20 protein-coding genes and 1 tRNA gene are annotated in these 22,787 nt (G+C 67.2%); 14 read left to right on the forward strand and 7 right to left on the reverse strand.

Features of this window, described 5'->3' with window-relative positions:
• The first annotated feature begins 16 nt into the window (after window positions 1–16).
• The 8 genes from JL101_RS17770 (at window position 17) to JL101_RS17805 (ending at window position 7,308) form a co-directional block, all read left to right on the forward strand.
• Window positions 17–703, forward strand: coding sequence for a Fe2+-dependent dioxygenase (locus JL101_RS17770; protein WP_203097157.1), 687 nt, complete (start codon window positions 17–19; stop codon window positions 701–703).
• A gap of 11 nt (window positions 704–714) precedes the next feature.
• Window positions 715–1,347: a tetratricopeptide repeat protein gene (locus JL101_RS17775; protein WP_228434926.1), complete on the forward strand. Its 633-nt coding sequence runs from the start codon at window positions 715–717 to the stop codon at window positions 1,345–1,347.
• Window positions 1,348–1,355: 8 nt separating this feature from the next.
• Window positions 1,356–2,435 (forward strand): alpha-hydroxy acid oxidase, encoded by a 1,080-nt coding sequence (locus JL101_RS17780; RefSeq protein ID WP_203097156.1) that lies wholly within the window; start codon window positions 1,356–1,358, stop codon window positions 2,433–2,435.
• Between the two features lie 153 nt (window positions 2,436–2,588).
• Window positions 2,589–3,536, forward strand: a complete 948-nt coding sequence (locus JL101_RS17785) for a siderophore ABC transporter substrate-binding protein (RefSeq protein WP_203097155.1) — start codon at window positions 2,589–2,591, stop codon at window positions 3,534–3,536.
• Between the two features lie 46 nt (window positions 3,537–3,582).
• Complete coding sequence (locus JL101_RS17790; protein ID WP_203097154.1) at window positions 3,583–4,545, forward strand: ABC transporter permease; 963 nt, start codon at window positions 3,583–3,585, stop codon at window positions 4,543–4,545.
• Window positions 4,538–5,503: an iron chelate uptake ABC transporter family permease subunit gene (locus tag JL101_RS17795; RefSeq protein ID WP_203097153.1), complete on the forward strand. Its 966-nt coding sequence runs from the start codon at window positions 4,538–4,540 to the stop codon at window positions 5,501–5,503. The genes JL101_RS17790 and JL101_RS17795 overlap by 8 nt, the downstream gene beginning before the upstream one ends.
• A complete protein-coding gene (locus JL101_RS17800; RefSeq protein WP_203097152.1) occupies window positions 5,500–6,258 on the forward strand; it encodes an iron ABC transporter ATP-binding protein in 759 nt (252 codons plus the stop codon). Before JL101_RS17795 ends, JL101_RS17800 begins: the two co-directional genes overlap by 4 nt.
• A 75-nt stretch (window positions 6,259–6,333) precedes the next feature.
• Window positions 6,334–7,308, forward strand: a complete 975-nt coding sequence (locus JL101_RS17805) for a 2-hydroxyacid dehydrogenase (protein WP_203097151.1) — start codon at window positions 6,334–6,336, stop codon at window positions 7,306–7,308.
• 29 nt (window positions 7,309–7,337) lie between these two features.
• Here the strand turns inward: JL101_RS17805 and JL101_RS17810 are convergent, their stop codons facing one another.
• Window positions 7,338–8,231, reverse strand: a complete 894-nt coding sequence (locus tag JL101_RS17810; protein WP_203097150.1) for a LysR family transcriptional regulator — start codon at window positions 8,229–8,231, stop codon at window positions 7,338–7,340.
• A 115-nt stretch (window positions 8,232–8,346) separates the two neighbouring features.
• Between JL101_RS17810 and JL101_RS17815 the strand changes: the two genes are divergently transcribed.
• Complete coding sequence (locus JL101_RS17815) at window positions 8,347–9,408, forward strand: aldo/keto reductase (RefSeq protein WP_203097149.1); 1,062 nt, start codon at window positions 8,347–8,349, stop codon at window positions 9,406–9,408.
• Between the two features lie 39 nt (window positions 9,409–9,447).
• On the forward strand, window positions 9,448–9,957 hold the full coding sequence (locus JL101_RS17820) for a nuclear transport factor 2 family protein (protein ID WP_203097148.1): 510 nt from the start codon (window positions 9,448–9,450) through the stop codon (window positions 9,955–9,957).
• Window positions 9,958–10,023: 66 nt separating this feature from the next.
• On the opposite strand, the gene JL101_RS17825 is transcribed toward JL101_RS17820, so the two are convergent.
• The gene (locus JL101_RS17825; RefSeq protein WP_203097147.1) at window positions 10,024–10,260 is read right to left on the reverse strand and encodes an AbrB/MazE/SpoVT family DNA-binding domain-containing protein; all 237 of its coding nucleotides are present in this window, start codon (window positions 10,258–10,260) and stop codon (window positions 10,024–10,026) included.
• A 281-nt stretch (window positions 10,261–10,541) separates the two neighbouring features.
• Here JL101_RS17825 and JL101_RS17830 point away from each other — a divergent pair, with 281 nt between their 5' ends.
• Entirely contained in the window at window positions 10,542–14,315 is a 3,774-nt protein-coding gene (locus JL101_RS17830; RefSeq protein ID WP_203097146.1) for a leucine-rich repeat domain-containing protein, read from the forward strand.
• 241 nt (window positions 14,316–14,556) lie between these two features.
• On the opposite strand, the gene JL101_RS17835 is transcribed toward JL101_RS17830, so the two are convergent.
• The 3 genes from JL101_RS17835 to JL101_RS17845 form a co-directional block, all read right to left on the reverse strand.
• Window positions 14,557–14,632, reverse strand: a tRNA-Glu gene (locus JL101_RS17835).
• Between the two features lie 97 nt (window positions 14,633–14,729).
• On the reverse strand, window positions 14,730–15,758 hold the full coding sequence (locus JL101_RS17840; RefSeq protein WP_203097145.1) for a threonine aldolase family protein: 1,029 nt from the start codon (window positions 15,756–15,758) through the stop codon (window positions 14,730–14,732).
• Between the two features lie 75 nt (window positions 15,759–15,833).
• Entirely contained in the window at window positions 15,834–16,214 is a 381-nt protein-coding gene (locus tag JL101_RS17845) for a hypothetical protein (protein WP_203097144.1), read from the reverse strand.
• A 23-nt stretch (window positions 16,215–16,237) separates the two neighbouring features.
• On the opposite strand from JL101_RS17845, the gene JL101_RS17850 reads away from it, so the two are divergent.
• A complete protein-coding gene (locus JL101_RS17850) occupies window positions 16,238–17,299 on the forward strand; it encodes an RluA family pseudouridine synthase (RefSeq protein ID WP_203097143.1) in 1,062 nt (353 codons plus the stop codon).
• A 133-nt stretch (window positions 17,300–17,432) separates the two neighbouring features.
• Window positions 17,433–18,317 carry an RNA polymerase sigma factor RpoH gene (rpoH, locus tag JL101_RS17855; protein ID WP_203097142.1) on the forward strand — a complete coding sequence of 295 codons (885 nt, stop codon included), beginning with the start codon at window positions 17,433–17,435 and terminating at the stop codon, window positions 18,315–18,317.
• 11 nt (window positions 18,318–18,328) lie between these two features.
• Here the strand turns inward: rpoH and JL101_RS17860 are convergent, their stop codons facing one another.
• Together JL101_RS17860 and JL101_RS17865 are read right to left on the reverse strand one after the other, a co-directional pair.
• Entirely contained in the window at window positions 18,329–18,808 is a 480-nt protein-coding gene (locus tag JL101_RS17860; RefSeq protein ID WP_203097141.1) for a hypothetical protein, read from the reverse strand.
• Complete coding sequence (locus JL101_RS17865) at window positions 18,805–20,853, reverse strand: protein kinase domain-containing protein (RefSeq protein ID WP_203097140.1); 2,049 nt, start codon at window positions 20,851–20,853, stop codon at window positions 18,805–18,807. Before JL101_RS17865 ends, JL101_RS17860 begins: the two co-directional genes overlap by 4 nt.
• A 332-nt stretch (window positions 20,854–21,185) precedes the next feature.
• On the opposite strand from JL101_RS17865, the gene JL101_RS17870 reads away from it, so the two are divergent.
• A complete protein-coding gene (locus JL101_RS17870; RefSeq protein ID WP_203097139.1) occupies window positions 21,186–22,784 on the forward strand; it encodes an ABC transporter substrate-binding protein in 1,599 nt (532 codons plus the stop codon).
• Window positions 22,785–22,787 lie beyond the last annotated feature (3 nt).

Below are 22,787 nucleotides of genomic sequence, written 5' to 3' on the forward strand. Positions count from 1 at the left end.
CACGAGGAAGCATCCCGTGCTCTTGCAGATACCGGACATTCTCACCGCCGACGAGGCCGCCCATTGCCGGGCGGCGCTCGACTCCTCGCCGTGGGTCGAGGGCCGCGTCTCGGCAGGGGGCCAGGCGGCCCAGGTCAAGTCCAACCTCCAGATCCCGGAGGACAGCGGGACGGCCCGCGAGTTGGGCGATGTCGTCCTGCGGGCGCTCGCCCGGAGCCCGGCCTTCAATTCCGCCGTCCTGCCGCTGCGCGTCCTGCCGCCCCTGTTCAACCGCTACGACCGGAACATGGCCTATGGCCACCACGTGGACAACAGCATCCGAGCCATCCCGGGCACCGGCGGCATGCGCATGCGCGCCGACGTCTCCACCACGATCTTCCTCAACGATCCCGACGACTACGACGGCGGCGAACTGGTCGTCGAGGACACCTACGGCGCGAAGTCGGTCAAGCTGCCGGCGGGGCATGCGGTGGTCTATCCCTCCAGCAGCCTGCACCAGGTCAGCCCGGTGACGCGGGGCACCCGCTGGGCCTCGTTCCTCTTCACGCAATCGCTTGTCAAGGACGACGCCCAGCGGGCCATGCTCTACGACCTGGACGCGGCGATCATCGAGCTGCGCCGGGAGGTCGGGGACGGGAACCGGGCCGTCCTGTCGCTGGTGAACCATTACCACAACCTCCTCCGCCGCTGGGCCGAGGTATGATGGCGGGCCGCGTGCCGGATATCATCGACGCGCAACTGGCGCTCGGGCAGCTCTGCCTCGACCGGGGCGGCGCCGATCTGCCCCAGGCGATCGGATGGTTCCGGATCGCCGCGCGCAGCGGCGACGCCCGGGCGATCAACATGCTGGGGCGCTGCCATGAGCGGGGCTGGGGCGTCCCGGCGGATCCGGCCATGGCAGCCGCCTATTACCGGAAAGCCGCGGAGCGGGGCGACGCATGGGCGCTCTTCAACCTGGGCGACCTCCACTGCCGCGGCGAGGGCGTCGAGGCCGACGACGAAGCGGCCTACCGGCTGTACGCGGCGGCGGCCGGCAAGGGCCACGTCAAGGCGCTCAACATGCTCGGGCTCTTCCATGAATGCGGGCGGGCCGTGCCGGCGGATGCCGCCGCGGCCCGGTCCCTGTTCAAGGCGGCGGCCGAAGGGGGAGACTGCTGGGGCCAGTTCAACCACGGCCGCATGCTGGTCCTCGACGGGGCGATCGACCGGGCCTTGCCGTGGTTCCGGCGGGCGCTCGGGAGCGGCTTTCCCGATTTCTTCCGAAGCATGGCCGCGGCCCTGGCGGAACACCCCGATCCCGATCTGCAGGCGCTCGCCCGGCAGGCGTCGGTCCTGGCCGGACCGTGACGTCGACCATGATCGTTCCGCCCGACACCGTGTCGCTGCACGACTACGAGCGGCATTTCGCCACCCGGGCCGATCCGGCCGTCCGCGCCTATGTCGCCGGCGCCGGAGCGGACGGCATCACCCGGCGGGCCAACCGGGAATCCCTCGACCGACTCCGCCTCATGCCCCGGGCCCTGCGGGACCTGTCCGGGGCGACCGCCCGCTCCGACCTGTTCGGCGAGGCGCTGGAGTACCCGATCATCGTGGCACCGACGGCCTATCACAGGCTGGTCCACCCGGACGGGGAAAAGGCAACGGCCACGGCGGCGTCCCTGACCCGGACCTGGATGACCGTCAGCACCCAGGCCAGCGTCACCCTGGAGGAGATCGCCGAAACGGCGCGCTGTCCCCTCTGGTTCCAGCTCTACATGCAGCCCCGGCGCGACGACACCCTGTCGCTGGTGCGGCGCGCCGAGGCCGCCGGCTACAAGGCCCTGGTGCTCACGGTGGACGCGGCGGTGAACGGGTTGCGCAACGCCGAGCAGCGGGCCGGCTTCCGCCTGCCCGCGGGCGTTTCGGCGGTCAACCTGGCGGGGATGGAGCCCACGGGATTCCAGCCGGCCCGGCCCGGCAGCCCGGTGTTCCAGGGCATGCTCCGGGATGCGCCCACCTGGGCTTCGGTCGAATGGCTGTGTTCGGCGACTCGGTTGCCGGTCCTGCTGAAGGGCATCCTGAACCCCGACGACGTGGCCCCCGCCATCGAGGCCGGAGCGCGCGGCATCATCGTCTCCAACCATGGCGGGCGGACGCTGGACAGCCTGCCGGCGTCCATCGACGCCCTGCCGCCGGTGGCCGCGGAGGCCGCCGGGCGCGTGCCGGTGCTGATGGACGGCGGCATCCGGCGGGGAACCGACATCCTCAAGGCCCTCGCCCTGGGAGCTTCCGCCGTGATGGTCGGCGAGCCGATCCTGCACGCCCTGGCCGTCGGCGGCGTCGCGGGAGTGGCGCATATGCTGACCATCCTGCAGACCGAACTGGAGGTCGCCATGGCGCTGACCGGACGGGCGCGCCTGACCGACATCGACCGGTCGGCGATCTGGACACCCTAACGGCTTGCGTCCCGCCTCAAAGAGCAATATGAGAATGTTTCGCATTCGCGATAACGGAGCAGCTTCGTCGGCCGGGGTATCGCCCGGCCGTCCTCGGCGGCCACTCGCCCGAGATCATCGCCCGGCACGGGCCCAGCATGGAAGGACAAGAGGATGGCATACCGCCCGATAGCCCCGTCATTGGCGGGGTTCGCGAAGATCCTATCCGTCGCCGCCGCGGTCTTCGCGTTGGCGCAGGCCGCGCCGGCCCTGGCCCAGGAGCGGATCGAGGTCGCCCACGCGCAGGGCAAGACGTCCGTTCCCCGCAACCCCGAGCGGGTCGTCGTCTTCGACCTGGCATCCCTCGACACCCTCGACGCGCTGGGCGTCGAGATCGACGGGGTGCCGGGCGGCCTGCTGCCGGACTACCTGTCCAAATACCGGTCCGACGACCATGCGAAGGTCGGGACGGTGTTCGAACCGGACTACGAGGCGGTCAACGCCCTCGCTCCCGACCTGATCGTCGTCGGCGGGCGCTCGTCGGCAAAATACAAGGAGCTGGCACGGATCGCGCCGACCATCGACATGACGGTGGATACGGGCGACTACATGGGCAGCGTCACCCGCAACGTCGAGCAGCTCGGCCGGATCTTCGGCAAGGAGAAGGAGGCGGAGACCAAGCTGGCGACGATCCGCCGCTCGATCGAGGAGCTGCGCGCCACCGCGTCGGGCATCGGCGAAGGGCTGCTGGTCCTGACCACGGGAGCCAAGATGAGCGCCTACGGCCCGGGATCGCGGTTCGGCATCCTGCACGACGTGTTCGCCGTGAAGCCTGCGGAGGAGAACCTCCAGGTCTCGCTGCACGGCCAATCGATCTCCTCCGAGTTCATCCTGGCGACGAACCCCGACTGGCTGTTCGTGATCGACCGCGATGCGGCGATCGGGTCGGGAAACTCCTCCGGGGCCGTGCTTGGCAACGAACTCGTGGCCCAGACCAAGGCCTGGAAGCAGGACAACGTCGTCTATCTGGACGCGGTGAACTGGTACCTGGTCGGCGGCGGGCTGATCTCACTCCAGGCCATGGTCGACCAGCTGTCCCAAGCCTTCGCGAAGAGCGGCTGACCGGCTCCGGGCACCGGCCGCGCCCAACCCGCTCCATCGGACTTCCATGACGAAATTCCTCCTCGCCGCGGCCGGCGTCGGCTTGCTGGCCGTCCTCAGCCTGTTCGTGGGGGCCACCCACCTGTCGCCGGCCACGCTGCTCGCCGCCGGGCCGGAGAGCGAGGCCGTGCGGGTGCTGCTGGCCAGCCGCATTCCCCGGACCATCGCCGTGATCCTGTCCGGGATGGCGATGGGCGTCAGCGGCCTGATCATGCAGCTGATCGTGCGAAACCACTTCGTCGAGCCCGGCACCGCCGGGACGGTGGAATCCGCGAGCCTGGGCATCCTGCTCGCGACGCTGCTGGCGCCCGGCATCGACCTGATCGGCAAGATGACGGTCGCGGCCCTGTGCGCCCTGGCCGGCACGGCCCTGTTCCTGTTCATCCTGAGCCGCATCCCCCTGCGCTCGGCCCTCCTGGTGCCGCTCATCGGCCTGATGCTGGGGGGAATATTCGACTCCGTCACGACCTTCTTCGCGTACCGCTACGACCTGCTGCAATCGCTGAACGCCTGGACCACGGGCGACTTCTCCGGCGTCCTGCGCGGCCGCTACGAACTGCTTTGGATCGCCTTCGCCCTGACCGCCGCCGCCTATCTGGCGGCCGACCGCTTCACGGTGGCCGGCATGGGCCGGGACTTCACGACCAACCTGGGAATGAACTACCGGCGGGCCATGTCCTTCGGGCTGGTCATCGTCTCCATGAGCACGGCCGTGGTCGTCGCGACGGTGGGGACGATCCCTTTCCTGGGGCTGATCGTGCCGAACCTGGTCAGCATGACCGTGGGCGACAACGCGCGCCGCGCGGTCCCCTGGGTGGCGCTGGGCAGTGCCGCGTTCGTCCTGGTCTGCGACCTGATCGGCCGGACCGTGCGCCACCCCTACGAGATCCCGGTGGGCACGATCGTCGGCGTCGTCGGGAGCGCGCTGTTCCTCTATCTCCTGCTCAGGAAGGGCGCCTCCGATGGTTAGGCCCGGCACGCCGACCCCGCGGCAGGCGCTGCTGCTCCTGGCCGTCGCCGCGCTGGCGGCGATCGCCGCCTTCATGACCCTCGGCGCCAGGGGGAACTGGGATTTCGTCCTGCCCTTCCGCGGGACCAAGGTCGCCGTGATGGTGCTGGTCGCCTATGCCGTCGCCGTCTCCACGGTGCTCTTCCAGACGGTGACCGGCAACCGCATCCTGACGCCGGCCATCATGGGTTTCGATTCGCTCTACGTGCTGATCCAGAGCTGCGCCGTCTTCCTGCTCGGATCGACCAACGTGGCGATGATCGACCATCGGCTGCGCTTCGGCGGGGAGGTCGCGGTGATGGTGGCCTTCTCCGTCGTCCTCTACGGCACGATCTTCTCCAGGAGCCGGCGCGACCTGCACCTGCTGATCCTGGTCGGCATCGTCTTCGGCATCTTCTTCCGGAGCTTGGCGAACTTCCTCCAGCGGCTGATCGATCCGGCCGAGTTCGCCTTCCTCCAGGACCGCTTCTTCGCCAGCTTCAACTCGGTCGAAAGCGACCTGCTGGCGACGGCCGCCCTCCTCGTCGCCGCGGTGTCGCTCGTCGCGTGGCGCATCATGCACAGTTTCGACGTGCTGGCCCTGGGGCGGGAGCGGTCGATCAGCCTGGGGGTCGACCATCGGCGCATGGTGACGATCGTCCTGGTGCTGGTGGCGGTGCTGGTGTCGGTATCGACGGCGCTGGTCGGCCCGATCACCTTCTTCGGCCTGCTGGTGGCGAACCTCGCCTATCTGGCGGTCCCGTCGGGCAAGCACCGCTTCGTGCTTCCGGCCGCCGTGCTGCTCGCGGTCATCGCCCTGGTCGGCGGGCAGACGATCCTGGAACGGATCTTCGCCTTCGACACCAATCTTCGGATCATCATCGAGTTCCTGGGAGGAATCGTGTTCATCAGCCTAGTCGTACAGGGAAAGGCCCGATGATCGAGGCGAAGGACGTCACCAAGCGCTATGACGGCACCGTCGTCGTCAGGGACGTGTCGCTGAGCCTGCCGGCGGGCGGCGTCATCTCCATCATCGGCCCGAACGGAGCGGGGAAATCGACACTGCTGTCCATGATCAGCCGCCTGCTGCCGATGTCCGCCGGCACGGTGACGGTCGACGGGCTGGACGTGACCCGGACGCCGAGCGCCGTCCTGGCGCAGCGCCTCTCCATCCTGCGCCAGGACAACCATATCTCCTCGCGGCTGACGGTCCGCGACCTGGTGGAATTCGGGCGCTATCCCTATTCGAAGGGCCGCCTGACCGAGGCCGACCGCGCGCATGTGGAGCGGGCGATCGACCATCTCGGCCTCGGCGCCCTGTCCGGCCGCTTCCTGGACCAGCTTTCCGGAGGGCAGCGACAGCGCGCCTTCGTCGCGATGGTGCTGTGCCAGGACACCGACTATGTCCTGCTGGACGAGCCGCTCAACAATCTGGACATGCGGCATGCCGTTTCCATGATGAAGCAGGTCCGGCGCTTCGCCGACGAGCTGGGCAAGACGATCGTGCTGGTCCTCCACGACATCAACTTCGCGTCCTGCTATTCGGACCACATCGTCGCCATGCGCGACGGCGAGGTGCTGTTCCAGGGACCGCCCGAGGCGGTCATCCGCGAGGAGGTGCTGGAGGCCGTCTATGATCTCCCCATGACGGTGCAGGTCGTCGAGGGCAAGCGGATCTGCGTCTATTTCACCTGACCTTCCCCCCCCTGGGCCGGCCCGGACCCGGGCAGACCCGTTGCGCCGCCCCGGACCGTCGTCTAACGTCCCGGGATGAGCACCATCATACTCCTCGCCGCATCGTTTCCTGCCGAACTCAAGGACAGGATCACCGGGATCACCGGGAACGGGTCCCGCTGCAGGGTGGCGGGCCCGTTCGACCCGCCGACCGGGGCCGCCCTCTCGCCCGGCGACGCGGCGGCCGTCCGCGTGCTGGTCACCATGGGAACCCTGAAGACCGACGCGGAGGTGATGGCCCGCCTGCCCTCGCTCGGCCTGATCTGCTGCTACGGCACCGGCTACGAGGGTGTCGACCTGGAGGAGGCGCGCAAGCGCGGGATCATGGTCACGCACAGCCCGGCGGCCAACGCCCCGGCGGTCGCGGACCACGCGATGGCGCTGCTGCTGGCCGCCGGCCGGCGGATCGCCCTGGCCGACAGGTTCGTCCGCGACGGGCTGTGGAGCGGCCATTCCGCGGCGCGCATGCCGCTGGTGCGCGGGCTGACCGGGCGCAGGATCGGCGTGTTCGGCTTCGGCGCGATCGGCAGGCGGATCGCCGACCGCGCCGCCGCGTTCGAGGCGGAGGTGGCCTATCACAACCGGTCGCGCAAGCCCGACGTGCCGTACGCCTTCCACGAGACGCTGGAATCGCTGGCGGACTGGGCCGACGTGCTGATGATCGCGGCGCGGTCGGATGCCGGCAACCGCCACCGGGTCAACCGCGAGGTGATGAAGGCGCTGGGTCCGGACGGCATCGTGGTCAACATCGCGCGCGGGTCGATCGTGGACCAGGAGGCGCTGATCGACCTGCTCCGGTCGGGCGAGCTGGGCGGCGCCGGGCTCGACGTGTTCGAGCACGAACCCGCGGTGCCCGACGCCCTGAGGGCCATCCCGCACGCGGTGCTGACCCCGCATATCGGGGGCGGCACCCACGAGGCCCACGCGGCGATGCAGGGCCTGGTCGCCGCCAACGTCGCGGCGTTCCTGGCCGGCGCTCCCGTCGTGACCCCCGTGCCCGAGATGGCCTGAAGCCGAGGGGTCCCGTCGGCAGCCCCCTGTCAGGCGCCGCGGTAGCGCACGTGGTCGATCAGGGCGCGCAGCTTGGGCGGGAGGTTCCGGCGGTCCGCGAAGTAGAGGAAGAAGCCCGGGAACGGCGGGCAGTATTCCTCCAGCACCGGCACCAGCTCCCCCCGGTCGAGATAGGGCCGGAACGTCTCCTCCATGCCGAAGGTCAGGCCGCCCCCGGCGCAGGCGGTCCGGATCATGAGCCACATGTCGTTGGTCGTGATCCTGGGGTTGACCGCCACGTCGAACTCCCGGCCATCCTCCTCGAACTCCCAGCGGTAGGGCGCCACCTCCGGGGCGGGGCGCCAGCCGATGCAGGAGTGCCGGGGCAGCTCTGTCGGATGGGACGGCGCGCCGAAGCGCTCCAGGTATGACGGCGCGGCCACCACGAGCTGGCGCTGGTCGCCCGAGACCGGCACCGCGATCATGTCCTGCTCGATGACCTCGCCAAGCCGGACGCCGGCATCGTAGCCTTCCGCGACGATATCGAACTCCTCGTCCGTCACGGTCACGTCGAGCTGAACGCCGGGATGGGCCTCGCAGAAGCCCGCGAGCAGCGGGCCGGAGATGAACCGCTCGGCGATCGAGGAGACCGCGAGCCGCAGCAGCCCCGTCGGCTTCGCCTCCCGGTCCCGGGCGGCATCGAGCGCGGTCCCGACCTCGGCGATGGCCGGAGCGACGCGCCGGTAGAGCTGCGCGCCGGCCTCGGTCAGGCTGACGCTGCGCGTCGTCCGCTGCACCAAGGCCACGCCCAGCCGGTCTTCCAGGCGCCGGATCGACTGGCTGACGGCGGGCCGGGTCACGCCCATCCGCTCCGCGGCGGCGCGGAAGCTTCCGGCGTCCGCGACCGCGAGGAACACGGATACGAGGTTCAGATCGGTGGTCATTGGTTAGCGGTGCTTACCAAGCTGTTCAGGATTGGGCGAATTGTCCCACGGATCGGCCCGTTATACCTGTGTTCCCGACGAAACATGGAGACCATGAACCATGGAGACGGGGACGATGACCTCTCTGGACAGCTATCGCCTTCTCGGCCGCTCCGGCCTCCGGGTGTCGCCGCTGGCGCTCGGCACCATGACCTTCGGCCAGGACTGGGGCTGGGGCGCCGACGCGGGAGAAGCCCGCCGGATCTTCGACCTGTATGTCGATCGCGGCGGCAACTTCGTCGATACGGCGGTGAACTATACGGATGGCGCCTCCGAGCGCATCACGGGCGAATTCATCAAGGACAAGCGCGAGCGCATCGTGCTCGCGACCAAGTTCACCATGGCGCGGGAGCCGGGCAACCCGAACGCGGGCGGCAACCACCGGCTCAACATGGTGCGCTCGGTGGAGCAGAGCCTGCGGCAGCTCGGCACCGACCGCATCGACCTGCTGTACCTGCACGCCTGGGACATGACGACGGGCCCCGAGGAGGTGATGCGCGGGCTGGACGACCTCGTCCGGTCGGGCAAGATCCACTATGCCGGCATCTGCAATACGCCGGCCTGGCGCGTCGCCCAGATGCAGGCGATCGCCGACCTGCGCGGCTGGTCGCCTTTCGTGGCGCTCCAGATCGAATACAGCCTGGTCGAGCGCACGGTCGAGCATGAGCTGATCCCGATGGCGGCGGCGCTGGGCATGGGCGTGCTCCCCTGGTCGCCGCTGGGCGGCGGCGTGCTGACCGGCAAATATGCCCGCTCGGACGCCATGGACTCGGGCGACGCTTCCGTGGCGCCGACCCGCAAGGGGGTGATCGCCTCGTCCGGGCACCTCACCGCGCGGTCGATCGGGATCGCCGAAACGGTCCGGGCCGTCGCCGACGAGATCGGGGCGACCCCGTCCCAGGTGGCGATCGCCTGGACGCTCGCGAACCCGGCGGTCACCTCGCCCATCCTGGGCGCGCGCACGGTCGCGCAGGCGGAGGACAACCTGGGCGCCCTCGATTTGGCGCTGTCGCCCGAGCATATCGAACGGCTCGACCGGGCGAGCGCGCCGGAACCGATCTTCCCCGCCCGCTTCGTCGGCCGGCCCATGGTCCGGCAGCTCATCTTCGGCGGCGCGTCCGTCGGCCGGCGGGGCTGACCCTGCACCCGGAGCAAACGAAACAAGGAGCAAGAAGCTATGAGCCCCAAGGCATATCCCACACTGGCATGGTGCGTGTCCTTCGCGATGGTCTCGGCCCTCGGGTCGAGCGCGGTGATCGCCGGCACAGGGACGGGCAAGGCGGAAGACCACAACAGGCGCGTCGTGACGGAAGCCTTCGACCGCTGGGCGGCGGGCGGAACATCCTTCTTCGATGATGTGCTCGCCGAGACGGTCGTGTGGAGGATCGAGGGATCCGGCCCGAGCGCCGGGGTCTTCCGGGGCCGCGAGACCTTCGTGAAGGAGGCCGTCCTGCCCTTCACGACCCGGCTTTCCACCCCGGTGCGGCCGACGGCCTCGACCGTCTGGGCCGACGGCGACCATGTGATCGCCCACTGGGAAGGCAGCGCCGTCGCCCGCGACGGCAGGGATTACAGCAACCGCTACGCCTGGATCCTGCGCATGCAGGACGGCAAGGCGGTGGAGGTGACGGCCTTCCTCGACCTCGCCCCGTACGACGACGTCCTGCGGCGGATTCCCGCGCCCTGAGCGGCGGGATGAGGGGCGGAACCGAAGGAGTTGGATGTCAGGCCCGGTGGCGACACGATGCGGCGATCAGCGCCACTCGCGTCCCACTGGGGCGTCGTCAAAGCCCTCGGGCAGGTTTTCCGAGGTTATGCCGGCGATCAACTCGTCCAGGCCGTAGCGGGGCTTCGCCGGCTGGAGGATCACGGTACCGGATTCCACGACCACTTCGACCGCCACGCCTTCGCGCAGCCCGGCCTGTTCAAGCACCTGCTTCGGCAGGCGCACCGCGAGGCTGTCGCCCCAGCGAACGACTTCGGTACGCAAGATACTCTCCGCCTGTTGATACAATGAACATGCGCCGGGGCGATCTCAGGGTCCAGCGGAACCCTCGCGGTCCGCGTGCCGGTCATGCCAGCGGACCATTGTTATTGGCTCAAGGCCGAACTTCGCAACCAAACAGGATGAATCTTCGGATTCTAAGTAATATGAATGTTGTTGGTAGCGTGATGAATCTAGATTATAGATGGGTAGAAGTATAGAAAATTGGATTTGGTTAGGTTACACCCTCCCGACCTGCCGCCCGTTCACCATTAGGATCTGCCTTCATGACCGGCCTTGTCGATGCCGCAGTTCTAGCTTTGGCGCCAGCCGTGACGAAGCTCCTGACGAAAGCATACCTGGGCGACAAGGCCGCGGAAATTACGGGTCCACTGGCTCAGGTACTGAGCAGCCGGTTCGGTGAGATGCGCAAACAGCGGGAGTTGGCCCGTAAGCTTGAGAGCCTTGCCGACCATGTGGTGACCGAACTGGCTCTCGCGCTCGAAAGTGAGCGGATCCAGCCGGCCACATTCGAAGGCATCGCAAAGGAGATTGAGGCGGCCTTGGAGAGTCGTCTCAAAGCGCATTGGCTGCTTGAGCGAAATCTGGCCGCATCACAGATCCGGGATGCGCTTTTCGAGGCGCACTCGCTGCCGCCGGCGCAGTATGACCAAGCCGAACAACAGGTCTACGGCCGCTCCCTCGAATATCTGAGTCATATCCTCGCCCGCCTAGCTCCCGAACTTCCGGATTATGCCCGTGAACGGGATGCAGAAATACTGCGTCGGTTCGATGATTTGAACGGCTCGATTACCGGAGTCGGCAAGCAGTTGGCTTCCCGGCTCCCGGCGATCGACGACCTGCATCGGTGGGCACACGAGGATCGTGAATATCGGAAGAACAAGGGCGAGGGGTTCGCCGAGATTTACAGCCGGAGCCTTATCGAGCGTCTCGACTATGTGGAACTGATCGGCGTCGACGTGCATAAGCGTGCCCGACGAGCGAAACTGTCGGTAGCCTACATCGAGTTGGATATCGACCTGGAAAGCGGCGCGGAGGACGCGAGCGGATTCAGTCGGGGCTTTCAAAGCCTGCTCGACGGACTAACGCCGAATTCTCGGTGTCTATTGGTTCTGGGTCAGGCAGGCAGCGGCAAGAGCACGCTTCTGCGCTGGGCTGCGCTGACCGCCGCCGAGCGCAGGAGCCAAGCCGAACCGCCGGCGGACGGAGACCTGCGCTGGCGCGACAGGGTGCCACTGCTGCTTTACTTGCGCGATCTTCAATCGCCCAACCTTCCAACGCCTAACGATTGGCCTTTTCTGATCGACAGGGAATTACAGGCAAAGATACCGGAAAGCTGGGTCGAAGATATACTCGACGCCGGACAGGGGCTTGTCATGATAGACGGCTTCGATGAGGTGCCTCCCGACCAGCGAGATTTGGTCATGGAGAGCATTGAACGCTGCGTGCGACGCTTTCCCGCCGCGTTTTTCATCCTGACGAGCCGGCCTGCTGCCGTGGACGATGGCCGCATCGCCAGCCTCGGCTTTACCCGTGCAAGCGTTGCCGCCCTTACTCCAACAAATCGCGAGCGTTTCATCGATCATTGGCATGAGGCCCTGCGGGGCAATCTCACGTCCGAAGAAGCCGGGCTTGATACCGGCGGCATGGCTGCGAAGCTCAAAAACGCGCTCGGGCACAACGGAGCGCTGGCGTTGCTCGCGAGCAACCCGTTGCTCTGCGCGGCGATCTGCGCCCTGCACCATTTCCACGACAGCGACGAAGCCGAACTTCCGGATCGCTTGGCGCCGCTGTGCGAGGAGGTTTGCAAGATGCTGCTGCACCGGCGGGAGCGGGTAGCGCTTAAGCGCCGGATCGATGAGTTCCCGGCGTGCTACGCGCGCATGACGTATGAACACAAGCGTGAAATCGTCTCCGAGATCGCGAAATCCATGATGGCGCAGGAACTTTCCTCCCTGCCTCGCGGTGCCGTGCTGGAAATCGTCCAGACCGGGCTTGCGCGCCTGGATGAGGGTTGGAGCGGAAATGCAGGCGAGTTGCTGGACGTTCTTGTCATGCGCAGCGGCATGCTGAGGCCCTCCGGACGCGACGAAATAGCCTTCATTCACAATACTCTGAAGGAATACCTTGCTGCTCCTAAGCTGGTCGGAGAGGGTTACCTGGAGACGTTCCTGCGCAAGAGCGGAGACTCTTCCTGGCAGCCGGTCATCGTTTTTGCCTGTGCGCTCGCGGGCAGGGATTTTACCGACAAGCTCATCGGGAGGCTTTTGGATGTAGATGCGGAAGTGGATACCGATGTCCGTAGTCGATACTTCCTGGCCATCCGCTGTGCCGAGGCCGCACTGGGATCGGGTGGGTTGGCTCCTGCTCTGCAACGCAAGGCTCAGAAAGCACGAGCCGCTCTGTTTCCGCCACAGAAACTGAAGGAAGCCGAATTGCTTGCTGAACTGGGCAATGCGGCGATCACCTATCTGCGACCGACCAAGCAGTTGCGCGCAGTCGAGGCTGCAGCTTGTATACGCACTCTGCGAATTATAGGCACGGAGCCGGCTCTGGCCGCCTTGAAGGCATTTGCCGATGACAAGAGGATAAAAGTCAGAGCTGAGTTTATCCGCACACCGAATGGCGGCCGCTTTCTTCCTCCCGAAAAAATTCAGAAGATAAAGGACTATGTGTTCGGAAGTACTGATGTTAATGTTCCGCGTCCGGAAGAATTAGCTTGGCTGGATGGCCTAGATTTCCTCTTCGAGGGTGTATCGCCGGAGGACGTGAAGCGACTTTCCTTGGTCGGAGTGCGATTGAGAGGATTAGGCTTCCTTACTGGCTTTCACAACGTAACGTCGCTTGATCTCTCATATACCCAGGTCAGCGACATCGGTCCGATCGCCGAACTCACCGGCCTACAGTCGCTCGATCTTTCATTCACCCAGGTCAGCGACCTCCGCCCGATCACCGGACTCACCGGACTACAGTCGCTCGATCTCTCATCCCCTCAGGTCAGCGACATCGGCCCGATCGCCGGACTCACCGAACTGCAGTCGCTCAATCTCTTATCTACGCAGGTCAGCGACATCGGCCCGATTGCCGGACTCACCGGACTGCAGTCGCTCAGTCTCTCATCCCCCCAGGTCAGCGACATCGGCCCGATTGCCAGCCTCACCGGACTGCAGTCGCTCCGTCTCTCATCCCCCCAGGTCAGCGACATTGGCCCGATCGCCGGACTTACCGGACTGCAGTCGCTCAGTCTCTCGAACAACCAGGTCAGCGACATCGGCCCGATCGCCGGACTCACTGGACTGCAGTCGCTCGATCTCTCACTCACCCTGGTCAGCGACATCGGTCCGATCTCCGGACTCACCGGATTGCGGTCACTTGATCTCTGGAACACCCAGATCAGCGACATCGGCCCGATCGCCGGCCTCACCGGATTGCGGTCGCTTGTTCTCTGGAACACCCGGATCAGCGACATCGGCCCGATCGCCGGCCTTGCCGGACTGCAGTCGCTCCATCTCTCATATTCCCAAGTCAGCGACCTCCGTCCGATCGCCGGCCTTACCGGACTGCAGTCGCTCCATCTCTCATATTCCCAAGTCAGCGACCTCCGTCCGATCGCCGGCCTTGCCGGACTGCAGTCGCTCCATCTCTCAGCCGCCCAGGTCAGCGACCTCCGTCCGATCGCCGGCCTTGCCGGACTGCAGTCGCTCCATCTCTCAGCCACCCAGGTCAGCGACCTCCGTCCGATCGCAGGACTCACCGGACTGCAGTCACTCGATCTCTCAGCCACCCAGGTCAGCGACCTCCGTCCGATCGCAGGACTCACCGGACTGCAGTCGCTCGATCTCTCAGCCACCCAGGTCAACGACCTCCGTCCGATCGCAGGCCTCACCAAATTGCGGGTTCTCGACCTTCGGGGCACTCAGGTCAGCGACATCGGCCCGATCGCCGAACTCGCCGACCTGCAGTCGCTCGATCTTCGCGGCACCCAAGTCAAAGAACTCGCACCAATCGCCGGCCTATCTGGATTGCTAGTGAAAAAATAGTCATTCGCCGCGTTCATGGCTGCGCATGTGTCCAGCCGCCAAATTTGTCATTTCCCAATAAAGTGGGAAGGGCGCACAAACAGATGCCTTCATATTGAAACAAGCTAAATCTGGATGATCGAATTTGCAGGGAAGCAACGACAAAGCGCCGAACTTCCTAATCATAGTCTACTAGTGGAATATCTCTTTAGTCCATCAGCTCTTGGATCATACCATAAGCTGCACGCAGACAAAGACAAGATGGCGTCCCCAAGGGGATTCGAACCCCTGTTACCGCCGTGAGAGGGCGGTGTCCTAGGCCTCTAGACGATGGGGACATCGCTGGGCGAGAGGCCGGCTGTATAGCCAACGTGCCGGCCTCCCGCAAGGGCTATTTCATCGGGCGTTCAGATTTTCGCCATCGAGCGTCGCCGTTCAAGCTTTCGCCAGCGCCCGCGCGTCGGCGATCATGCGGTCCACGTCCTCGGCCGAGGTGTTCCAGGCGGTCACCAACCGCACCACCGGGCCGTCCCAGCGGTAGAAGGCATAGCCCCGCTCCAGCAGGCCGGCGGTGACCGGCTCGGGCAGGCTGATGAAGATCTCGTTGGCTTCCACCGGGTCGCGCAGGTCGGCGCCGGGGAGTGCCGCGAGGCCGGCGGCGAGGCGGTCGGCCATGGCGTTGGCGTGGGTCGCGAGGCGCAGCCACAGGCCGCCTTCCAGATAGGCGTCGAGCTGGGCCGACAGGAAGCGCATCTTGCTGAACAGGTGGCCGGCGCGCTTGCGGCGGAAAGCGAAGCTTCGGGCCAGCTCCGGCTTGAAGAAGACCACCGCCTCGGCGGCCAGGGCGCCGTTCTTGGTGGCGCCGAACGACAGCACGTCCACGCCGGCGCGCCAGGTCAGGTCGGCGGGGGAGCAGCCCAGGCGCGCCACGGCGTTGGCGAAGCGGGCGCCGTCCATGTGGACCGGCAGGCCGTGGGACCGGGCCACCTCGGACAGGGCCGCGACCTCGGCGGGGGTATAGACCGTGCCGGATTCGGTCGCCTGGGTCAGCGTCACCGCCGCCGGCTGGACATGGTGGACGACGCCGGCGCCCGCCTTCTCCAGGGTCGCGCGCAGGGTCGCGGGCTCGATCTTGCCGCCGGGGCCGGGAAGGCCGACCAGCTTGGCGCCGGCGGTGAACATCTCCGGGGCGCCGCATTCGTCGGTGTTGACGTGGGACATTTCATGGCAGTAGACCGCGCCGTAAGGCGGCGCCAATGCTGCCAGGGCCAGGGCGTTGGCCGCCGATCCGGTCGCCACGGGGAAGGCCGCCACCTCGTGGTCGAACAGGGCGGACAGCTTTTCCGACACGCGGGCCGTCAGCGGATCCTCGCCATAGGACGGCGTCGGGCCGCTTGAGGCGGCGACGAGGGCTTCGAGGATTTCCGGCGCGGCGCCGGTCACGTTGTCACTGGTGAAGTTCACGGGACTCTGATCCGGTGTTGCGGGCAAGATCGACTGTATGCTGGAATGATACAGTATAACGGGGTGTGATGGGCATCATTGGCGCGGGGCGGCAGGCCGGGCATCGTCGGGGCTTGTTTCGCCGGCTGGTGTTCCGCTGGCCGGGCCGGTCGTGACGGTCGCGGTCACGGCACCGTTCCGGGGGTCGAGGACGTAGAGGCGGTCGCCCTGCCCGCCGGGCAGGCGCACGCTGAAGACGACCCGGCTGCCGGACGGCACCACGGTTTCGATGGTGGCGCCCTCGGGCAGGCCCAGGGCGGTTTCGGGGATTCCGCCCGGCGGCGGGGGCGGCGGAGCGCCCGGCTCCGCCCGGCGTTCGGGATCGGTCATGCGGTTGTAGACCTCATAGCCGATGAAGACGAACCCAGCGGCGATGAAGAGGCCCATGATGACGAGGAAGGCTTTTAGTGCCCGCACGATCGAGGTCCAGTCTGTTGAAGATGACGGCTGACGAAGAGGACGAGATGGAAGATCCGGACGGCGAAGCCGATCCGGAGGGCGAGCCGTTCAGCTTCACCGCGGCCGAGGCGGACCGGGGCGAACGGCTGGACAAGCTTCTGGCCTGCGGGCTCGACGGCCTGTCGCGCACCCGTATCCGCTCGCTGATCGACCAGGGTCGGGTTTCGAGTCTCGGCCGGACGATAGCCGACCCGTCATTGCGGGTCAAACCCGGCCAGACCTTCGACGTCTTGGTGCCTGAGCCGGAACCGGCGCTCCCCGTTCCCCAGGAAATCCCGCTCGCCGTCGTCTACGAGGACGACGACCTGCTGGTGATCGACAAGCCCGCCGGCATGGTGGTCCATCCGGCCGCGGGCAACGCCGACGGGACGCTGGTCAACGCCCTGCTCTGGCACTGCGGCGACCGGCTGTCCGGCATCGGCGGCGTGCGCCGGCCCGGCATCGTCCACCGGCTCGACAAGGAGACCAGCGGGCTGATGGTGGTGGCGAAGAACGACCTGGCGCATGGCGGCCTCGCCGCCCAGTTCGCCGACCGGTCGCTCAGCCGCACCTACCACGCGGTCGTGGCCGGAGTCCCCTCCCCCGCCCGGGGCGAGATCACCGGCGACATCGGGCGCAGCCCGGCGGACCGCAAGAAGATGGCCGTCGTCTCCGGCGGCAAGCCCGCGCTGACCCGCTACCGCGTGCTGAAGGCGTTCGGAACCTGGGCGTCGCTCGTGGAATGCACGCTGGCGACGGGGCGGACACATCAAATAAGGGTGCATATGACCCATGTCGGACATCCCTTGATCGGCGATCCTGTCTATGGTGTCCGTAAAACTGGTATCAAGGGCGCATCCAAGGGAATCGGACCCGGGGCCGCGTCCGCCAAGGCCCGCGGACTCCCGGAACCGGTTCGGGACGCGGTTGTTGCACTGGGAAGACAGGCCCTGCACGCCGTGGCGCTGCGGTTCAACCACCCGCGCGACGCCCGGCCGATGCAGTTCGAATCCGAATTACCTTTGGACATCCAAAGGTTAATAGGCAGCTTGGAATCGATTTAAAACTATACCTGAGCTGTCAAGTGGGGTATTATGGTCGGAAAGGCCGAGCCCCGGATGGGTCGGTCCCCGCGGCGGTCGGGGACCAAGGTTACTCAGGCACGAAAAACCACCGCCCGAAGAGAGGGGCTAGAAAATGTCGAACACTCCCAGCGTTCCGGTGATCAGTTCCGAAGGCAATCTGGCCCGTTACCTTCAGGAAATCCGCAAGTTCCCCATGCTCGAGCCGCAGCAGGAGTTCATGCTCGCCAAGTCCTGGCGCGAGCACGGCGACACCGAGGCCGCGCACAAGCTGGTGACCAGCCATCTGCGGCTGGTGGCGAAGATCGCCATGGGCTACCGGGGTTACGGCCTGCCGCTGTCGGAGCTGATCTCGGAAGGCAATGTCGGCATGATGCAGGCGGTCAAGCGGTTCGACCCGGACCGCGGCTTCCGGCTGGCGACCTACGCCATGTGGTGGATCCGGGCCGCCATCCAGGAATACATCCTGCACAGCTGGTCGCTGGTCAAGATGGGCACCACGGCCGCGCAGAAGAAGCTGTTCTTCAACCTGCGCAAGCTGAAGGGCCAGATGCAGGCGATCGACGAGGGCGACCTGTCGCCGGAGCACGTGACGCAGATCGCGACCAAGCTCGACGTGCCGGAACAGGACGTGGTCAACATGAACCGCCGCCTGGCCAGCCCCGACCATTCGCTGAACGCGCCGCTGCGCGCCGACAGCGAGGGCGAATGGCAGGACTGGCTGGTCGACGAGCAGGACACCCAGGAGATCCACCTGGCCGAGCGGGAGGAGCTGAGCAAGCGCCGCGCCCTGCTGAAGAGCGCCATGACCAACCTGAACGAGCGCGAGCGGCATATCCTGACCGAGCGGCGCCTGCGCGACGAGCCGACCACGCTGGAGGACCTGTCGCAGCATTACGGCATCAGCCGCGAGCGGGTGCGCCAGATCGAGGTCCGGGCGTTCGAGAAGCTCCAGAAGAACATCAAGAACGCGGCGATCGAGCAGCGGCTGGCCCAGTAGGGCCGGCCGCCCTACTCCTCCGGCTTCTCCTCCTCGACGATGCCGCTGACTTCCGGCCCCCATTCGGCGATCAGTTCCTGCTGCTCGCCGAGCCTTTTGGCGATGCGGTTCTCGGCGCGGAGCGTGATCCAGCCCGCCACCGCGGGCGGGATCCCGTAATAGAGCGCCCAGCCCATCCCGGCGGCGCCGTACATGACCAGCCAGGCGAAGGGGTCCGACATCACCTTGGACAGTGCCCCCATGGTGTGGCCGCCCTGCCATAGGCTGATGACGAAGGCGACCACCCCGACGAAGTTCAGCGCCCCCACGGTCATGGGCGCCGTCTTGTCCGGGTCGCGGTCCACCACATAGGCGACCGCGGTCGGGATCATGCCGACCGCCAGCAGGATCGCGCTCGGCAGGAAGATCAGTCCCGCCGGGAACAGGATCACCAGCGCGGTCACCATGCCGCTGGAATCGCCCTTGCGCCTCTTTCCGCTTTCCCGGCTCATCGCAGCATCACCATGTAGACGGCGATGCCGACCAGGGCCACGGTGGCGAAGACGCTGGATACCACCGCCGCCGCCTGCCGACCGGAGCTCTCGGCGATCTCCGTGCGGTTCGCGATCTCCCGCTTCAGCTTCTCGACCTCCCGTCCGGCGATCTGGAACTCACGCCGCGCCCGGGCGAACTCGATCTCGTCCTTGCGGATCGCCGCCGGATCGTCGATCAGCTTCAGCAGGCCCAGCAGGTTCCCCTCGGCCGCCGTCCGCGCCGCCTCGCCGCGCAGCTTGGCGCGGTGTGGACGGCTGTGGAAGCGGTCGATCGCCGGGCCGATCAGGTCGATCATCCAGCCGCACAGGTTCGGCAGGCTGGCCGGCCCGTAGCGCTTCTGCACCTCGGCCAGGACGTTGACCATGGCCGAGATGCGGCGCAGCGTCTCCCCGCTGGGCGTGGTCAGCGCGATCAGCCGCTCGTCCAGCTTGCGGTAGCGCGCGATCAGGAAAGCCGCGACGTGGCGGTCGATCGGCTCGCGCGGGCGGCCGGGCTGGCCCGCGACCTCCTCCAGCGCGGTCAGCAGCTCGTTGGCGCTGGTCACCATGTGGTTGCGGACCATGGGGCTGAAGCAGGGCTGCATCGGGTTCAGCTCGTACAGCACCCGTTCGATGCCGTAGCCGGAGCCGAGCCGTTCCAGCAGGGTGCGCAGCGCGTCGAAGGTCTGGCTGAGGGGCACGTACTCGGCCTTGAACTCGCTCTGCATGCCGACCCAGAACATCGGCAGCTGGGCGGAGATCGCCTCGCCCAGCGCCTGGTAGCCCTCGTTGCGGGCGAAGGCCTCGGCCATGGCGGTGCCGAAGCCGTCGATCATGACCGACTTCTGCTTGTACCGGATGGGCGCCGGCGGATCGAGCGCGATGCAGACCCGGGCGACCAGCCGCTCCTCGAAGTTGCCGCCCTTGTTGGCGCCGGCCGAATCGACCGCGGTCGCCACCGCCTCGGCGCGCGCCTCGTCGCCCAAGCTGCGGCGCAGCCAGCGGTCCAGGTCGCCGTTCTCGATCACCGGGACGGCCGCGGCCGGGTTCCTGGCGAAGACCCGCGCCAGCCCGCGGCAGTGCCAATAGGTCGCCCCGGAGAACTCGAAGGGCCGCGCCGCCTTGCGTGGCACCTGCGGCTGCTTGGGGCTCAGCCGCCGGCCGCTCAGCCAGAGATCCAGGTCGTTCAGGGTCCAGCGCATCTTGGGGTCGTCGGCCAGCAGCCCGCGCAGCGGCTCCATCAGGTTGAGCGACAGCCGCGCCGTGCCGACCAGCGCCGGATAGGTCCCGCGGTCCAGCTTGGCCTGGAGCATCGCCTCGTCGTCCAGGTGGCGCACGGGGTTGCGGCCCAGGAACAGCAGCAGGACGGTGACGCCCAGCGCGTAGAGGTCGTCGGCGGTGGTCCCGGTTCCCCGCCCCGATGGCTGCGCCATGCTGCGCTCGATCGTCAGGAACAGCGGCGCCTGCCCGAAGGAGGTCACGGTCGAGACGCATTCGCCCAGCATCACGCCCGCCGTACCCTGGTCGCGCAGGAAGATGTTGGTCGGGCGGATGTCGCCGTGGACGATGCCCCGGCTGGACAGCTCGCGGAGCGCCGAGGCGAGCGGCTGGATCACCGCGCGGGTGATCTGCTCCTCCGTCATCTGCTCGCGGGTGTCGTTCAGGCTGTTCATCAGCCGGCGCCCGCCGGGATTCTCCAGGATGAAGACGACCCGCTTCAGCCCGTCGAGCGGCCAGTCGACCACGCCCCACTCGACCATGCGCATCAGGGCGACATGCTCGACCCCGCGGATGCCGGACAGCAGGTCCATGCGGGCGGGCACCCCCGACGTCGCGACGATCGCGAAGACCTCCATCCTGCGGTCGCGGAGCGCGCGCACGGCATAGGCCTTGCCAGCCGGCCCGTCCAGGGCGGGCAGCGGGTTTCCGGGCTGTATCTCGAATCGCCCGGCCAGCGAGACGGGCTCGACGTCGCGACCGGCGGGGCCGGATCCAGGGGCGGTGGCTTGGGCGGCGGTCGCCATCAGGTCGCAGGGGTCCCGGCATGCAAACAGCGTCGGGACCAGCTTGGCCCGGCGACCGATAAGGAAGCGTTAAGGTCTTTCCCCTGGAACCATCGCCGCCCGACCCGACCGGTCGGGTTACGCCGGCAACCAAATCCGGCCCCTGGCGTTTATTGTCACCATTTTATCCGAAGAACACGGCTACGGTGCCATATTGCTCCTTCGGCGCTGATCCGACAGCCTGTATGAAACTTGACCGACGGGTCCCTGTCCTGGCAGGTCCCTGGCCCTGAACACTGCGGAAGACCGGCGCCGCGCGACGTGCGCGCCCAAGAACTGGAGGCACCAGAACCATGGAAAAGCGCACCGATGGGAGCTTTCCCGCCACCACCCCGCCGGGCCCGACGGCCGAAGGCGCCACCCGCCGCCAGTTCCTCGCCGGAGCGTCGTCGCTGGCCCTGGGGGTCGCATTCGGCCTCGCCGGGGCGGCGGCCTGGCCGGTCGCGGCCTCCGCGCAGGGCACGCCCCGGCGCGGCGGCTCGCTCAAGATCGCGGTACCGGCCGCCACCTCGATCGACCCGGTCCGGCTGAACAGCTCGGGCGGCATCGCGATCGTCCAGCAGGTCGCGGAATACCTGGTCTATGCCGAGCCCGACCTGACGCTGCGCCCGGTGCTGGCGACCTCGTGGGAGCCGAGCGAGGGCGGCAAGGTCTGGACCTTCGCGCTGCGCCGGGGGGTCAAGTTCCACGACGGGCGCCCGCTGACCGCCGACGACGTGGTCGCCACCTTCCAGCGGCTGGTCGATCCGGCCAACGCCTCGCCGGCCGCCGGCGCCATGCCGTTCCTCAAGAAGGAGGGCGTCGCCAAGGTGGACGACCACACCGTCCGCTTCACGCTCGACCGGCCGATCGGGACCTTCCCCTACTTCACCCACACCTACAATTGCGTGATCCTGCCGGCCGACTATGCCGGCAACTTCGCCGAGAAGCCGATCGGCACCGGGCCGTTCAAGCTGGTCTCCTACCGGCCGCAGGAAGGGGCGAAGTTCGAGCGCAACGCCGACTACTGGGACCAGCCCAAGCCCTATCTGGACCGGCTGGAGATCCAGACCTTCGAATCGCCGCAGCCGATGGTGCTGGCGCTCCAGTCCGGCGACGTCCAGGTGGTTCAGCAGCTGAGCTACATCGACGCCCAGGGCATCCGGAACGACCCGAACATAGCCCTGATCCAGGCAGACGCCGCCGACCACCGGCAGCTGTGCATGCGGACCGACATGAAGCCGTTCGACGACAAGCGGGTCCGGCAGGCGGTCGCCCTCTGCTTCGATCGTCCGGCCATGGTCCGCGGGCTCCTGGGCGGGCTTGCCGACGTCGCCAACGACCATCCGATCGCGCCCATATATCCGGAGAAGATCGAGCTGGCGCAGCGCCAGGCCAACATCGCCCAGGCGCGCCAGCTGCTGGCCGACGCGGGGTACCCCCAGGGCTTCCCGATCGACCTCTATACCCATCAGTACCTGGAACTGCCGCAATACGCCGCCTTGGCCCAGCAGATGCTGGCGCCGGCCGGGATCAAGGTGAACCTGAAGGTAGAGCCGACCAACCTCTATTACAATCATTGGACGGAGGTCGGCTTCGGCCTGACGGACTGGACCAGCCGCCCGGTCGCGGCGCAGATCCTGGCGCAGTCCTTCCGCGGCGACGCCGAATGGAACGCCGCCCACTGGAAGAACGAGGCGTTCGACACCCTGCTCGCCCGGTTCGAGGCGGAGCCGGACGTGGCGCAGCGCGGCAAGCTGGGTTCCGAGATGGCGGCGATCCTCAACGACGAGGTCCCGGCCGTCATCGCCTATTTCAACAAGAACCTGCGGGCGGCGCGCACCGGCGTGAAGGGCCTGACCGGCAGCATGTCCAACTATCTCGACATGGCCCAGACCTGGCTGGACGCCTGAGGG

Origin of the sequence: Skermanella rosea, assembly GCF_016806835.2 — a bacterium.
Classification (GTDB): Bacteria; Pseudomonadota; Alphaproteobacteria; order Azospirillales; family Azospirillaceae; genus Skermanella; species Skermanella rosea.

Coding starts and splice junctions, on each gene's coding strand:
- JL101_RS17810 (WP_203097150.1), bottom strand. CDS start 8,231: ATGACCACCGATCTGAACCTCGTATCCGTGTTCCTCGCGGTCGCGGAC.
- JL101_RS17850 (WP_203097143.1), top strand. CDS start 16,238: ATGACGGCTGACGAAGAGGACGAGATGGAAGATCCGGACGGCGAAGCC.
- JL101_RS17800 (WP_203097152.1), top strand. CDS start 5,500: ATGATCGAGGCGAAGGACGTCACCAAGCGCTATGACGGCACCGTCGTC.
- JL101_RS17780 (WP_203097156.1), top strand. CDS start 1,356: ATGATCGTTCCGCCCGACACCGTGTCGCTGCACGACTACGAGCGGCAT.
- rpoH (WP_203097142.1), top strand. CDS start 17,433: ATGTCGAACACTCCCAGCGTTCCGGTGATCAGTTCCGAAGGCAATCTG.
- JL101_RS17830 (WP_203097146.1), top strand. CDS start 10,542: ATGACCGGCCTTGTCGATGCCGCAGTTCTAGCTTTGGCGCCAGCCGTG.
- JL101_RS17860 (WP_203097141.1), bottom strand. CDS start 18,808: ATGAGCCGGGAAAGCGGAAAGAGGCGCAAGGGCGATTCCAGCGGCATG.
- JL101_RS17820 (WP_203097148.1), top strand. CDS start 9,448: ATGAGCCCCAAGGCATATCCCACACTGGCATGGTGCGTGTCCTTCGCG.
- JL101_RS17785 (WP_203097155.1), top strand. CDS start 2,589: ATGGCATACCGCCCGATAGCCCCGTCATTGGCGGGGTTCGCGAAGATC.
- JL101_RS17805 (WP_203097151.1), top strand. CDS start 6,334: ATGAGCACCATCATACTCCTCGCCGCATCGTTTCCTGCCGAACTCAAG.
- JL101_RS17815 (WP_203097149.1), top strand. CDS start 8,347: ATGACCTCTCTGGACAGCTATCGCCTTCTCGGCCGCTCCGGCCTCCGG.
- JL101_RS17865 (WP_203097140.1), bottom strand. CDS start 20,853: ATGGCGACCGCCGCCCAAGCCACCGCCCCTGGATCCGGCCCCGCCGGT.
- JL101_RS17795 (WP_203097153.1), top strand. CDS start 4,538: ATGGTTAGGCCCGGCACGCCGACCCCGCGGCAGGCGCTGCTGCTCCTG.
- JL101_RS17870 (WP_203097139.1), top strand. CDS start 21,186: ATGGAAAAGCGCACCGATGGGAGCTTTCCCGCCACCACCCCGCCGGGC.
- JL101_RS17790 (WP_203097154.1), top strand. CDS start 3,583: ATGACGAAATTCCTCCTCGCCGCGGCCGGCGTCGGCTTGCTGGCCGTC.